13 protein-coding genes are annotated in these 12,867 nt (G+C 69.4%); 4 read left to right on the top strand and 9 right to left on the bottom strand.

Going from position 1 to position 12,867, the window contains the following annotated elements:
- Window positions 1–5 precede the first annotated feature (5 nt).
- The 3 genes from KV394_RS13670 to KV394_RS13660 all read left to right on the top strand — a co-directional run bounded on the left by KV394_RS13670 (window position 6) and on the right by KV394_RS13660 (window position 2,211).
- Complete coding sequence (locus tag KV394_RS13670; protein WP_247981671.1) at window positions 6–935, top strand: SPFH domain-containing protein; 930 nt, start codon at window positions 6–8, stop codon at window positions 933–935.
- The gene (locus tag KV394_RS13665) at window positions 932–1,708 is read left to right on the top strand and encodes a glycerophosphodiester phosphodiesterase family protein (RefSeq protein ID WP_247981670.1); all 777 of its coding nucleotides are present in this window, start codon (window positions 932–934) and stop codon (window positions 1,706–1,708) included. The genes KV394_RS13670 and KV394_RS13665 overlap by 4 nt, the downstream gene beginning before the upstream one ends.
- Window positions 1,709–1,827: 119 nt before the next feature.
- Window positions 1,828–2,211 (top strand): RNA polymerase-binding protein RbpA, encoded by a 384-nt coding sequence (locus KV394_RS13660; RefSeq protein WP_136032364.1) that lies wholly within the window; start codon window positions 1,828–1,830, stop codon window positions 2,209–2,211.
- On the opposite strand, the gene lnt is transcribed toward KV394_RS13660, so the two are convergent.
- The 9 genes from lnt to KV394_RS13615 form a co-directional block, all read right to left on the bottom strand.
- Window positions 2,208–3,650 (bottom strand): apolipoprotein N-acyltransferase, encoded by a 1,443-nt coding sequence (gene lnt / locus KV394_RS13655; protein ID WP_407665469.1) that lies wholly within the window; start codon window positions 3,648–3,650, stop codon window positions 2,208–2,210. The two genes, KV394_RS13660 and lnt, sit on opposite strands and share 4 nt — an antisense overlap.
- A 98-nt stretch (window positions 3,651–3,748) precedes the next feature.
- Complete coding sequence (locus KV394_RS13650; RefSeq protein ID WP_247981668.1) at window positions 3,749–6,223, bottom strand: DEAD/DEAH box helicase; 2,475 nt, start codon at window positions 6,221–6,223, stop codon at window positions 3,749–3,751.
- On the bottom strand, window positions 6,220–6,978 hold the full coding sequence (gene tatC, locus KV394_RS13645; RefSeq protein WP_136032443.1) for a twin-arginine translocase subunit TatC: 759 nt from the start codon (window positions 6,976–6,978) through the stop codon (window positions 6,220–6,222). Before tatC ends, KV394_RS13650 begins: the two co-directional genes overlap by 4 nt.
- Before the next feature lie 57 nt (window positions 6,979–7,035).
- On the bottom strand, window positions 7,036–7,272 hold the full coding sequence (tatA, locus tag KV394_RS13640; RefSeq protein WP_136032358.1) for a Sec-independent protein translocase subunit TatA: 237 nt from the start codon (window positions 7,270–7,272) through the stop codon (window positions 7,036–7,038).
- A 45-nt stretch (window positions 7,273–7,317) separates the two neighbouring features.
- Window positions 7,318–8,301 carry a helix-turn-helix transcriptional regulator gene (locus KV394_RS13635; protein ID WP_136045232.1) on the bottom strand — a complete coding sequence of 328 codons (984 nt, stop codon included), beginning with the start codon at window positions 8,299–8,301 and terminating at the stop codon, window positions 7,318–7,320.
- A complete protein-coding gene (locus KV394_RS13630) occupies window positions 8,298–9,290 on the bottom strand; it encodes a helix-turn-helix transcriptional regulator (RefSeq protein WP_136037354.1) in 993 nt (330 codons plus the stop codon). Before KV394_RS13630 ends, KV394_RS13635 begins: the two co-directional genes overlap by 4 nt.
- Window positions 9,290–10,222, bottom strand: coding sequence for an FKBP-type peptidyl-prolyl cis-trans isomerase (locus KV394_RS13625; RefSeq protein WP_247981667.1), 933 nt, complete (start codon window positions 10,220–10,222; stop codon window positions 9,290–9,292). Before KV394_RS13625 ends, KV394_RS13630 begins: the two co-directional genes overlap by 1 nt.
- A 10-nt stretch (window positions 10,223–10,232) precedes the next feature.
- The gene (locus tag KV394_RS13620; RefSeq protein WP_247981666.1) at window positions 10,233–11,246 is read right to left on the bottom strand and encodes a tRNA (adenine-N1)-methyltransferase; all 1,014 of its coding nucleotides are present in this window, start codon (window positions 11,244–11,246) and stop codon (window positions 10,233–10,235) included.
- Window positions 11,243–11,923: an HAD family hydrolase gene (locus KV394_RS13615; protein WP_206251255.1), complete on the bottom strand. Its 681-nt coding sequence runs from the start codon at window positions 11,921–11,923 to the stop codon at window positions 11,243–11,245. The genes KV394_RS13620 and KV394_RS13615 overlap by 4 nt, the downstream gene beginning before the upstream one ends.
- Window positions 11,924–12,012: 89 nt before the next feature.
- On the opposite strand from KV394_RS13615, the gene KV394_RS13610 reads away from it, so the two are divergent.
- Complete coding sequence (locus KV394_RS13610; RefSeq protein ID WP_136032441.1) at window positions 12,013–12,861, top strand: PAC2 family protein; 849 nt, start codon at window positions 12,013–12,015, stop codon at window positions 12,859–12,861.
- The last annotated feature ends 6 nt before the right edge of the window (window positions 12,862–12,867 follow it).

Below are 12,867 nucleotides of genomic sequence, written 5' to 3'. Positions count from 1 at the left end.
AACACGTGGACGACGCATCGTTCATCCCCACGGTGATCATCTGGATCCTGGTGATCGCGGTCATCATCTTCGTGATCGTCACCATCGCCAGGGCCATCCGCATCATCCCCCAGGCGACCGCGGGTGTCGTCGAGCGGCTCGGGCGCTACCACAAGACCCTCTCCCCCGGGCTGAACATCCTGGTGCCCTTCATCGATCGCCTCCGCCCGCTGATCGACATGCGCGAGCAGGTCGTCTCCTTCCCGCCCCAGCCGGTGATCACGGAGGACAACCTGGTCGTGTCGATCGACACCGTCGTCTATTTCCAAGTGACGGACGCGCGCGCGGCGACATACGAGATCGCCAACTACCTCGGCGCCGTCGAGCAGCTCACCACGACCACGCTGCGCAACGTCGTCGGCGGTCTCAACCTCGAAGAGGCACTGACCAGCCGCGACAACATCAACGGGCAGCTCCGCGTGGTGCTGGACGAGGCCACCGGCAAGTGGGGCATCCGCGTCGGTCGCGTCGAGCTGAAGGCCATCGACCCGCCCGTCTCGATCCAGGACTCCATGGAGAAGCAGATGCGCGCCGAGCGGGACCGTCGTGCCGCCATCCTCACGGCGGAGGGCACCAAGCAGTCCGCCATCCTCGAGGCGGAGGGTCTGCGGCAGGCGGAGATCCTGCGGGCGGAGGGCGACAAGCAGGCGGCCGTGCTCCGTGCCCAGGGCGAGGCGGAGGCGATCCAGAACGTCTTCAGCGCGATCCATCAGGGCGCTCCCGACGACAAGCTCCTTGCGTATCAGTACCTCCAGATGCTGCCGAAGATCAGCGAGGGCCCGTCCAACAAGCTGTGGATCGTGCCCAGCGAACTGACGGAGGCACTGAAGGGCATCGGCAGCGCCTTCACCCCGAAGTCGGGCCAGGGGCCCACGGACCCCGCACCCCGCGTGTGACGCACCCGTTCTTCTCGAACGCCCGCTCCCCGCGGATCTTCGCGCATCGCGGTCTGGTGACCGCCGCAGGCGAGGAATCCGGGGTGTGGGAGAACACGGCGGGGGCCTTCGCCGCCGCGCACGCGGCCGGCGTCGAGTACATCGAGACCGACTGCCAGGTGACCGCCGACGGGGACGTCGTCCTGGTGCACGACCCCGACCTGCGCCGCCTCGCTGACGACTCGCGCGCGGTGAGCGAGGTCCGCACCCGTGAGCTGCGTGCACTCTTCGCCGATCACGGCGGGCTGCTCACCGTCGGTGATGCGCTCTCGTCCTTCCCCGACGTGCGCTTCAACATCGACGTCAAGACGCCGGCTGCGGCCGGACTCCTCGGCCCCGTCCTCGCCCCGCACACCGAGCGCGTCCTGATCACGAGCTTCTCCGACGCGAGCCGTCGAGCGACGGTCGAGGAAGTGAGACGCGCCGGGGCCGCGCAGCGCCCCGCCACGTCGGGCGGACGCCGCACGATCGCCTCGGCCCGCGCGCTGTCGGCCCTCCGCCTCTCCCCCGCGCGTGCCCTGCGTGACATCGACGCGCTCCAGATACCGGAGCGTCGTGGCGCCCTGACCGTCCTCACCCCCGCGCTCCTGCGGGCGGCGCATCGGGCCGGGATCGAGGTGCACGTCTGGACGGTCAACGACCCGGATGAGATGCGTCGCCTCCACCGGATGGGGGTGGACGGGATCGTGTCGGACCGCGCCGACCTCGCGGTCTCGGTCCTCGCTCCAGAGTAGGGCGAGCTCTTTACCCGCCGGCGCTGGGATTCCACTGTGAATACCGCCGAGATCGCGGTCACGTGGATGAAGCCCACAGGCTCGAGCGTTATACCTGACAGCGACGAGAGGACCACACAATGGCAGATCGCAGCCTGCGCGGCATCCGACTCGGCGCCCAGAGCCTACAGAGCGAAGAGGGCGTCGTTTTCATGGAGCGCCGTGAGACCACCTACACCTGTGACACGTGCGGACACGACACCACCCTGATGTTCGCGGCCGACGCCGAACCCCCGCAGACCTGGGAGTGCCGCGCCTGCGGTGCTGAGGCCCGCCTGCAGGTCGACGGTCAGTCCGTCACCATCGAGGCGAGCGACGAGAAGTCCGCCCGCACGCACTGGGACATGCTGATGGAGCGCCGCACCCGCGCCGAGCTCGAGGAGCTCCTCGAAGAGCGGCTCGCCTTCATCCGTGCCCGCCGCGGCGCGGGAGAAGATCCCACCAGGGAGAAGATCGGCGCCTAACGCCGACGGGCGCGCCACCACCCGACCACGAGCGCGCCCACCCCGCCCCACAGCAGCACCTGCTGCACCCAGGGGCCCAGGACGACACCCGCCGTGAGGCCGGAGCGCAGCTCGACATCCTCGAGCATCGCTCCGGCCTCATCCGCGTCCAGGCTGGTGATGGTCCGGCCATCGTGGCGGATCACCTGACTCGTGCCGACCGTGGAGATGTTCACCACACTCCGGCCCGTCTCGATCGCCCGCATGCGCGCGAATGCGAGCTGCTGGAGGTTCTCGTCGGTACCGCGGAAGTCCGCGTTGTTGGTCTGGAACACCAGCACCTGCGCGCCGTCGCCGATGCCCTCGAGGATCACGTCGTCGTAGATCACGTCGAAGCAGATCGCGAGACCCACCTTCACACCGTCGACCTCGACGATGGGAGCGTTCGTGCCCGGCGTGTACTCGCGCTGGATGAGCCCGATCAGATCAGGGACCAGCGCATTGAAGAAGGCGCGGTCGGGAACGTACTCACCGAACGGCACGGGGTGGCGCTTGTCGTGCGACTGCGACGCCTCACCGCTCTGGGTCCACAGCATCGACGTGTTGTAGAAGCGGTCGCCTCGCGCGGTCGCCGCGTTGGCGAGCAACGGGGCATCCACCCGATTGGCGACCAAGGTCATCCGGCGGGCGAGAGCCGAGCTCTCGGCGGGATCGGCGTCGAGGGATCCCTCCGGCCACACGAGCAGATCGAGATCTTCGCCGTAGAGGGGCGCAGTCGCCTCGGTCTGGGCCTGGATCACGGAGAACGGTTCGCGCGAGTCGAAGTAGCCCGTCGGTCCGTTCCCCTGCACGGCTCCGATGCGCATCGTCCCCGTGGCTGCCGTCGGGAACAGCGGGGTGAACACCAGCACCACCACGACTGCTGCGGGAACGACCAGCCGCAGTGGACGCCGCCAGGACCCGGTCCGGATCAGCTCGATCACCATGGCCGTCAGCAGCACCATCAGGAAGCTCAGCCCGCTGACCCCCAGCCACGAGGTGACCGGAGCGAGCGGACTCTCGGCCTGACTCATGCCCAGGCGCGCCCACGGGAATCCGCCGTAGGGCCACCAGCCCAGGAAGAGCTCCCGCCCGACCCACAGTGCGGCGACCACCGTCGGCAGGACGAACAGGCGGCCAGCCGTGCCGGGGAATGCCCGCGGAAGCCAGCGGTAGGCCAGGGCGATGGGGACGAGCGCGACCGCGGTCAGCGCACCCTCGACAACGCTGAGCGCCGCCCAGGGCAAAGGCCCGAGGTAGCGGGAGGTCCAGGACACCAGCAGACCGAAGAAGACGACGCCGTACACGAGGCCGACGAGCAGGGCGCCGCCCGCCCGTCGCCCGATCAACGCCAGCAGCAGGAGCCCGGTGGCCGGGAACGCGAGGATCCAGACCGCGGCCTCGGGGAACGCGAGATCCATGAGCACCGCCGCCCCGACAGCAGCGAGCACCGCGCCCCACAGCGGCAGGAGGGCACGCGGGCGGACGGGAACGGACGGATCGGTCACGGCGCTCACCCTCACATCGACGAGTAGGCGACGATGCCCCGCCGCACGCCGTCGAGGGCGAGCCGAGCGGTGCGCGCGAGAGCGGGGTCTTCGGCGACGATCGAGAGCTGGTCCAGCAGGTCGATCGTCTGCTTCGCCCAGCGGACGAAGTCTCCGGCGGCCATGTCGGCGTCGATCAGGACGCGGTCGAGCGTACCCCCACGCGCCCAGGTGTGCATCGCCCCCGCAAGGCCGGCGGCCAGGGGCTCGCTGCCGGGCAGCTGGTGATCCCGCTCGAGGTCGTCCAGCTCGGCCCAGAGGGCTGTCGTCCGGTCGTACGCGGCGCGGAACGGCCCCCGGGGCAGACCTCGCTCCCCCGTGTTCGACTCGTCCCGCCGCGGCTCGTACACGAGGCAGCAGGCCATGGCGGCGAGAGACGGAGCGTCCAGGCTCTTCCAGAGGTCCTGACGCAGCGACTCGGCGACCAGGAGGTCACGCTCCCCGTAGATCCGCCGCATGGTGCGGCCGGCCTCCGTCAGCAGGGTCTCGTCGTCGTCTCGGCGGAGGTAGTCGAGTGTCTCCAGCACCTCCACCACGCGATCGAACACCCGCGCGACGGTCCCGGTGCGGTTCTCGATCTGGCGGCGCGTGCGATCGGTCTGCCTCTTGAGCTTCCAGTAGCGTTCGGCCCACCGCGCGTGCGCCTCGCGATCCGGACAGCGGTGGCAGGGATGTCGCTGCATCTGCGTGCGCAACGACTGGATGCGTTTCATCCGCTTGTCCCGTGCGGCGCGCGGCGCGTTCGCGTCCTGCCGGTTCTTCTTCTCCAGGTCGCTGAGCTCACGGCGGATCGCGGCGTACTCGGGGAAGTCGCCGTGTTCGCAGGCCATGGCGGAGCGATAACCGGCAAGAGACTCCTCCGCCTCACGCACCTGGCGCGCCAGGCCGACGACGGCGCGATCGGCCTGGAACTGCGCGAACGACGACTCCAGGATCTGCCGCGCCCTGCCCTTCCCGAACATGTCGATCAGGTTGACGGCCATGTTGTAGGTCGGCCGGAAGCTGGAGTTCAACGGATACGTGCGTCGGGAGGCGAGGGCGGCCACGGCCTGCGGATCCATGCCCTCGGTCCACTGCACGACCGCGTGGCCCTCCACGTCGATCCCCCGGCGACCCGCCCGCCCGGTGAGCTGCGTGTACTCGCCGGACGTGATCGCGACACGCGCCTCGCCGTTGAACTTCTCCATCTTCTCCAGCACGACGGTCCGGGCCGGCATGTTGATGCCGAGAGCGAGCGTCTCGGTCGCGAACACGACCTTCACGAGCTTGCGCTGGAACAGCTCCTCGACGACCTCCTTGAACGCCGGAAGCAGACCAGCGTGATGGGCGGCCACGCCGCGCTCGAGGTTGTCGAGCCACTCCCAGTAGCCGAGCACACCGAGATCTTCGTCCTGCAGGGTGCGCGTGCGCTCCTCGACGATGGCGCGGATCTCGGCCCGCTCCTCGTTCGAGGTGAGGCGGATGCCCGCGCGCCGGACCTGCTGCACGGCGGCATCGCAGCCGACACGGCTGAAGATGAAGAAGATGGCGGGCAGGAGACTCGACCGCTCCAGGAGCTCGACCACATCCGGGCGATCCATCCGCTCGATGCGACGCGCGTTGGCCGAGCGCACCGGGCGTCGTCCGCCGCGAGGCGGGCGCTGCGCCTGCCGCCCAGCGTGACGGTTGCTGCGATACGACTGCGCCTGCCGATTCGCCTCGTACGTCGAGCCCGTGAAGGAGCGGATCCGCATGAGCTCCTGGTTGACCTGGGCCGTCGCGAGACCCGCCCTGTCGTCGAACAGCGGAAGCAGGTCGTCGCGCACGAGCACGTGCTGCTCCAGGGGCACCGGCCGCACCTCGGACACGATCACCTCCGTGTCGCCCCGGACCGTGTCGAGCCAGTCGCCGAACTCCTCCGCATTCGACACCGTCGCGCTGAGGGAGACCAGACGCACGCGCGGGGGCAGGTGGATGATCACTTCCTCCCACACGGCTCCGCGGAACCGGTCGGCCAGGTAGTGCACCTCATCCATCACGACGTAGCGCAGGTCGCGGAGCGCGGCGGAGTCCGCGTAGATCATGTTCCGCAGCACCTCGGTCGTCATCACGACGATGCGGGCGTTGCCGTTGATGTTCGTGTCGCCGGTGAGCAACCCGACCTCGTCGGGGCCGTAGACGTCGACGAGCTCGCGGAACTTCTGGTTCGACAGGGCCTTCATCGGCGTCGTGTAGAACGCCTTGTCCGTCGGGCTCTGCATCGCGAGGTGGATCGCGAACTCACCGACGATCGTCTTGCCCGCCCCGGTCGGCGCCGCGACCAGCACGCTGCGCCCGTTCTCCAGGGCGTGACACCCGGCCACCTGGAACGGATCGAGCTGGAATCGCTGGCGCGCGGCGAAGGCGACGGTCTGCGGATGGCTCGCCGCGTCCTGCGCCTGCGCGTAACGGTCGGACGGAGAACTCATACGGCGTCAGGGACGATGCCGGCGGCCGCATCCCTCTTCCGTTTGCGCCGATCGAAGAGCAGAGAGAGTCCCGCGGCGGCGAAGAACAGCACGATGAGGATCCCGGCGAGCATCAGCATGCTCACGACGTCGGCGGCGGGAGTCGCGAGGGCGGCGAAGATCGTCGCGATGAGGACCGCGACTCGCCAACCCTTGAGGATGGCGCGACCCGACATGACGCCGGCCAGGTTCAGCGCGACCAGGAACACCGGGAGCACGAACGACACCCCGATCACGATCATCAGCTTGAAGACGAAGTCGTAGTACTCCTGCGCGTAGTAGAAGTTCGTCCCGCCCTCGGGGGTGAAGCTCCACATGAGTTCGATCACGTGCGGCATGATCATGACGCCGAGGTAGCACCCGGCGAAGAAGAGCGGAACCGCGGCGAGCACGAAGCCGACCGTGTACTTGATCTCCTTGCGCGTGAGCCCCGGCATGATGAACGCCCAGACCTGCCACAGCCAGATGGGCGCGGACAGGAACAGCCCGATCGAGAAGGCGATGCGCATGCGCATGTCGAAGGCCGCGGTCACCGTGCCGAAGTTCAGCGCGCTGAAATCGTCGCCGCGTTTCTCGGTGATGATCCGGATGGGCTCCGTGATGAAGTGGATGACCGGGTCCGCGACGATGAACGCGATCACCATGCCGACCACCAGCGCGAGGGCAGCGTACATGAGACGCTTCCGCAGCTCGACGAGATGCGCGCCGAGCGACATCCGCCGATCCCGGTCGGCCTTCGCCTTCACGGTCGGTTCGATGGCTGCCACGGCCGGTCAGGCGCGAGGCGGAGTCTCAGGTTCGGCGCCCGTGTCCTTCACCGAGGTGGGCTCAGCGACGGCGGACTCGGCGCGCGTCGCATCTTCTTCCTTCATCGCCTTCATCTCACCCTTGAACACGCGGGCGGACTGCCCCATGCTCTTCGCGAGCGCCGGCAGCTTGGCAGCGCCGAAGAGAAGGAGGATGACGGCGAGCACGATCAGCAGGTGCCAGCCTTGCATTCCAGCGAACATATCGACATTCCCGTCGTCGGGGGGCTTTCGTCCCCAGTCTACAGATCAATCCTGCGTATCGGGCTGGTGGTACAGCGCGAGTCCCGCCTCCGCCCACTCACGCGTCGCCGACCGAGCGACTCCCGGCTCCCGGACTTCCATCGCTCCGCCGAACCTGGCCGCGAGGCGCTTGATGCCGCGCGGGTCCGCCAGATGCAGACGGGCCGTCACGACGCCGTTCGCGGGCTCCATCGCTTCCGCCGGCAGGAACCCGCTGAGCAGCGGGGCGAGCCGCTCCGGCACGCGCACCGTGACCTCGCCTTCGTCCTCCAGGCCGGCGAACGCCTCGGGAACCTGGTCACCGCCGTGGGTACTGGGGATGTCGGTCAGCGTCGGCTCGCTCACCCGATCCAGGTGAAAGGTACGCATCGCTTCGCGCATGTGGCACCATCCCTGCAGGTACCACTGCCCGTTCGTGATCAGGATCTGGACGGGATCGACGGTGCGCGTGGTCGGAGCCGAGTCAGGCGCCTGGTAGGTGAACGAGACGGCGACGCCCTGCTGCAGCCCGCGCGACACCACGGAACGGACCTCGTCGACGGCGCTCGGCGCCACGACGACATCGGCGGGGGCATCGGCCGCACCGCGGGAGAGCTTCGAGATCAGACCGGCGACGAGACCCGAGTCGGAGACCGCCGGAACGGCCGCCACCATCTGCAGCCCGGCCAGGAGCGCGGCGGCCTCCCGGGCGGTGAACCGCGGAACCCGGCGCAGCGCGACGTCGTTCGTGATCTCGATGACGTCCTCCAGCTCGAGCAGGTCCCAGTTGATGTCGAACATCTCCTGAGGCTGCTGCCAGAATCCGGCCTCGCCCGGCAATCCGATCACGGTGAGCTTCTCGACCATCGCGCGCATCTCGCGCGGCGTGACGCCGAACTCCTCCGCGGCCTCCGCGAGAGATACCTGCCCGTGCTCGAGCAGGTAGGGAACGAGTGTCAGGTACAGGCGTACGCGATCAGCGGCAAGGAGCGGCTTCTGCTGCGGGCTCATGCGCGTGCCCCCGTGTCGGTGTGCGCATCCACGACAGCGGACAACCGGGCGACCACGGCGTCGCGCAGCGGGGCAGGCTCGACCACCCGTACCTCGGGACCGTACGAGGCCAGCTCGTCGGCGAGGATGTGCAGGTCCACGAATGGCACGCGGATGCCCTGCGCGGCCGCGGTCGCGCGTCGTCCGAGCCTCAGCGCGGCCTCGGTGCCCGGAGTCACCTCCAGAAGCGCGGAGTTCGCCGCCGCGACCTGCTCGAGTCCGCTCAGCGCGCGCTCCCCCGCTCCCTCGCGCAGGGCGGGGTCGAACGACGTCGCGCTCACCGCCACGTCGCCCACGATGCGGCTCAGCAGGAAGGTGCGGTCCTCCTCCACATCCACATCGACCCCGTAGACGTGCCAGCGCGCCTCATAGTCCACCAGTGCCAGCGGCCGGACGCGGCGACGACGCGGCGCATCCTCTCCGGGCTTCAGATAGTCGAACGACACCACACGGCTGCGCTCGATCGCGTCCTGCAGCGGAGAGAAGGCCGCGTCCCGCGCGGTGATGCGCGGAGCGAAGCCGATGATCGGCTCATCGCCGTCGATACCGAGAGCGCGGATCTTGCGCACGCCCGACTGGGCGTCGCCCGAGACCGACTCCGCACTCCACACGCTTCCCGCCAGGCGCAGCACCGCGAGCTCCGCCGCGGTGAACTCGATGTCGCTCGGCAGGTCGTACTCCGCTTGGGGGATGCGGTACCGCGCCTCCCGGAGATCGTTCGGGTCGGCAGCATCGCCGATCGTCTCGATCGGCACGCCGAGCGACCGGAGCTCGTCCTTATCGCGCTCGAACATCTTCTCCAGGGCATCGGAGCGCGTACCCGCGTCCGCCCGCTGCCGATACCCCGAGACGTTGTCGAGGATCTGCTGCTTCGTCAGCCCGATCTCCGTCGCCATCAGCGCCACGACGAGGTTCGTCAGGCGCTCTTCGGCAGGGATCCGGGCGGCCATCACGGAGCGGCTGAGGGGGCGATGCCGAGGATGTCCACCACGACGGCCATCGCGACGGAGTTCTCGGTCTTCGGGAGCACGACGAGCACCTGCGAGCCGACCGGGTGCCCCACCAGGGCCTCAGCCACGGGGGGTGCGATCTGCGCCATCTGGTCGACGGCCTGCTGGCCCCAGGAGCTCTGGATGACCTTCTTGTCGTCCCAGCCCACGGCCGTGAAGTGAACGAGCGGAGAGTCGTCCTTCGTGACCTTCTCTCCGTCACCGAGGATGAGCGTCTGCACGACCTGCTTCTTCGGTGCGGCGCTGTCCGGGATGATCACGCCGGGAGTGCCGTCGGGAGCACGGACCACGGTCGGCATGCCCTGCGCGTCGTTGAACTGCAGCGAGCCCTCGGCGCGCGGGTGGAACGCATCAACGACGTCGACCACGAAGACGGCGACGTCGTCTTCCGCCATGCCGAAGCCCTTGAGATTCGCGGCACCGAAGTCGTCGGGCGTGAGCCCCGCCACGACGCGGCTTCCGGCGGTCGCGCACTCGAGGACGTCGGCAAGGCCGGGCGCCTGCGAGGCCCACGAATCGATGCTGGACGCGCGCGTGCTGTCGCTGTCGTAGGACGTGGCGAACACCTTCTCACCCGTCTCGCCGCTGTAGATCGAGAGCTGCACGATGATCGGCTGCGCGTCGTCGACGATGCGACGGCCGTCTCCGGTCACCGCGTCGGTGAACGACGTCTGGGTCAGGCGGAGGGGACTGAAGATGTCGACGTCGGGCGTGGAGCCGACCTCTCCGTCGACAGTCACGGCGTCGCCGATGCCGTTCGCGTGGCCCGTGCGATCGCACGAGGCGTCGGCGGAAGACGCGGTCACGCTGCACCCGGTCAGAGCGAGGGCGGCGAGACTGAGGGTGGCCAGAACGGCGGACGTTTTACGCACGCGCTCCAGTCTATTCCGTCGACTGCCCGGATTCGCGCGACGCGGCGGCCTGGCGCGCGCCTTCGGCGGCCTTTCCCGCCTCGCGAGCCCGCTTGCGGAGGTTCTTGTCCGTGATCTCGCGGTCGCCGACGGCCCCCGGCGTCCACAGCTCGACGTCGGCGTCGCTGTAGCTGCTCTTCGACGCGCGCCGCTTGACCGACGGCGCGACCGCGCCGGGCGCGAGCCGGCGGGCCGTGAGGAGGAAGCCGGTGTGCGCCACCATCCGGTGATCCGGTCGCACCGCGAGCCCCTCGACGTGCCAACCGCGCACCATGGTCTCCGACGCATCGGGATCGGTGAACAGACCGGTTCCGCGGATGTACTCCGCAACCCTCGAGAGCTGGGTCGCGGTCGCGATGTAGCAGAGCACCACGCCGCCCGGTGTGAGCGCGTCGGCCACCGCGTCGATGCACTCCCACGGAGCGAGCATGTCGAGGACGACCCGGTCGACGGAACCGGCCTCGACCTCGGCGGGCAGGACCTCGACGAGATCGCCCACCACCACTCGCCAGGTGTCGGGGGTCTCGCCGAAGAACGTCTCCACATTGCTGCGGGCCACGTCGGCGAACTCCTCGCGCCGCTCGAACGAGATCAGGGTCCCGGCGGGTCCGATCGCGCGCAACAGCGACAGGGACAGCGCGCCGGAGCCGACGCCCGCCTCGACCACCGTCGCCCCGGGGAAGACGTCCGCCTGCATCACGATCTGCGCTGCATCCTTCGGGTAGACGATCGCCGCACCGCGCGGCATCGACATCGCGAAGTCGCGCAGCAGGGGGCGCAGGGCCAGATACTCGTGCCCGGAGCTGTTCGCCACGACGGAGCCGTCAGGAAGCCCGATCAGGTCGCGGTGCCGCAGCACGCCGTGGTGCGTATGCAGCTCGCCGTCCTCGCGCAGCGTGACCGTGTGCAGGCGCCCCTTCGGGCCGGTGAGCTGAACGCGGTCGCCCTCGCGGAACGGACCGCTCGGTCGCTGGGTCGCCGTCATCGGGTCGCCTCCGTGGTCGTGTGCGCGCCGAACAGCTCGGCGATGTCCGCGGCACCGCGGAGGTGCAATGTGGGCCAGAGTTGGTGGGCGCCGAGGCCGTCGAGCGGCACGATGTGCGGCACACCCAGCGTGAGCGCCCCCGACGCGAGACCCGCTCGCAGCCCCGTCGGGGAGTCCTCGATCACCACGACCTCCGCGATGTCGACATCCAGCAGCGCAGCGGCCTGCAGATACGGCTCAGGGTGGGGCTTGGGATTGTCCACGTCGTCGCCGGCGACGACGACGTCGAAGGCCTCGAAGTCGATCAGGTCCACCACGTCCAGGGCCATCCGGCGCAGCGACATCGTGACCAGGCCCGTGCGGATGTCGGCGGCGCGCAGGTCGCGCAGCAGCTCGCGAGCCCCGGGGCGGAACGGCACCCCCTGCGTGCGCAACGCCTGCTGCACGGCGTCGGTGAGGTGCGAGACGATCGCCTCCGGCTCCATGTCGACGCCCGCGTCCTGCAGGATGATCGCACTGTCGAGGAGCCCGCTGCCGACGAGCCGCAGGGCGTCTTCGTGCGTCCAGGTCCCTCCGAACGACTCGACCAGCGCGGTCTCGGCCGCCATCCAGTAGGGCTCGGTGTCGACGAGTGTTCCATCCATGTCCCAGAGGACCGCGCGGGGCTTGCTGCTCACTGAACCCATGCTAGCCGGGCGCGGCCCACATCCCGCCGTCGCGGGCTAGCCTGGGGTGACCGGAACCGCGAACCCGATGGGAGCACATGGTGGATGTCCTCGGTCCCCGCATCGTCATCGCCGCGTTCGACGGCTGGAACGATGCGGGCGAAGCGGCCAGCGGCGCGATCGCGGCGCTGCAGTCGTCCGGCGACTACGACCTCGTGCATTCCGTCGACCCCGAGCTGTACTTCGACTACCAGTACACGCGTCCCGCCACTCGCATGGATGCGGAGGGGCGCCGTCAGCTCACCTGGCCGGAGGCCGGGCTCTGGCGTCCGCGGAACCCCGGGCCCGGCCCGGAGTTCTGGCTGCTCACCGGCGCCGAGCCCGCCCGCACCTGGCAGGCGTTCGCCTCGGAGTTCATCGACGTCGCGCTGCGCGACGACGTCACCGGTTTCGTGACCCTCGGCGCGATGCTGTCGGACGTGCCGCACACCCGACCCATCTCGATCTTCGCCTCGAGCCAGAACGACCAGGTGCGTGAGGCGCACGGCCTCGAGCGATCGGTGTACGAAGGTCCCGTCGGCATCCTCACGGTGTTCGAGCACTTCGCGGAGAACGCCGGTATCCCCTCGGTCAGCCTCTGGGCCAGCGTGCCCCACTACGTCGCCTCTGCCGCCCCCTCGCCGAAGGTGACGCTCGCCCTCCTCGACCGACTCGAGGAGCTCACCGGTGTCGACGTCGACCGCCGGCACCTGCGCACCGAGGCAGCCGCATGGGAGGCGTCGATCGACGCTGCGGCATCCGAGGACGAGGAGATGGCCGAGTACATCCGTCAGCTGGAACGCACGCGCGACACCTGGGACTCGCCCGATGCCTCCGGCGACGCGATCGCCCAGGCGTTCGAACGCTACCTGCGCCGCCGCGACGACGGTCCGGGCGACCGCAAGCGCTGACGGTGA

The sequence above is a fragment of the Microbacterium sufflavum genome, from assembly GCF_023101165.1.
GTDB lineage: Bacteria > Actinomycetota > Actinomycetes > Actinomycetales > Microbacteriaceae > Microbacterium > Microbacterium sufflavum.
The sequence above is the reverse complement of the archived record's forward strand: the minus strand, read 5'-3'. Positions and strand labels throughout refer to the sequence as shown.

What these genes read in the sequence shown, in the direction of transcription:
- KV394_RS13660 (WP_136032364.1), top strand. Translation starts at nt 1,828, where the DNA reads ATGGCAGATCGCAGCCTGCGCGGCATCCGACTCGGCGCCCAGAGCCTA.
- lnt (WP_407665469.1), bottom strand. Translation starts at nt 3,650, where the DNA reads ATGGATCTCGCGTTCCCCGAGGCCGCGGTCTGGATCCTCGCGTTCCCG.
- KV394_RS13650 (WP_247981668.1), bottom strand. Translation starts at nt 6,223, where the DNA reads ATGAGTTCTCCGTCCGACCGTTACGCGCAGGCGCAGGACGCGGCGAGC.
- tatC (WP_136032443.1), bottom strand. Translation starts at nt 6,978, where the DNA reads ATGTCGCTCGGCGCGCATCTCGTCGAGCTGCGGAAGCGTCTCATGTAC.
- tatA (WP_136032358.1), bottom strand. Translation starts at nt 7,272, where the DNA reads ATGTTCGCTGGAATGCAAGGCTGGCACCTGCTGATCGTGCTCGCCGTC.
- KV394_RS13635 (WP_136045232.1), bottom strand. Translation starts at nt 8,301, where the DNA reads ATGAGCCCGCAGCAGAAGCCGCTCCTTGCCGCTGATCGCGTACGCCTG.
- KV394_RS13630 (WP_136037354.1), bottom strand. Translation starts at nt 9,290, where the DNA reads ATGGCCGCCCGGATCCCTGCCGAAGAGCGCCTGACGAACCTCGTCGTG.
- KV394_RS13620 (WP_247981666.1), bottom strand. Translation starts at nt 11,246, where the DNA reads ATGACGGCGACCCAGCGACCGAGCGGTCCGTTCCGCGAGGGCGACCGC.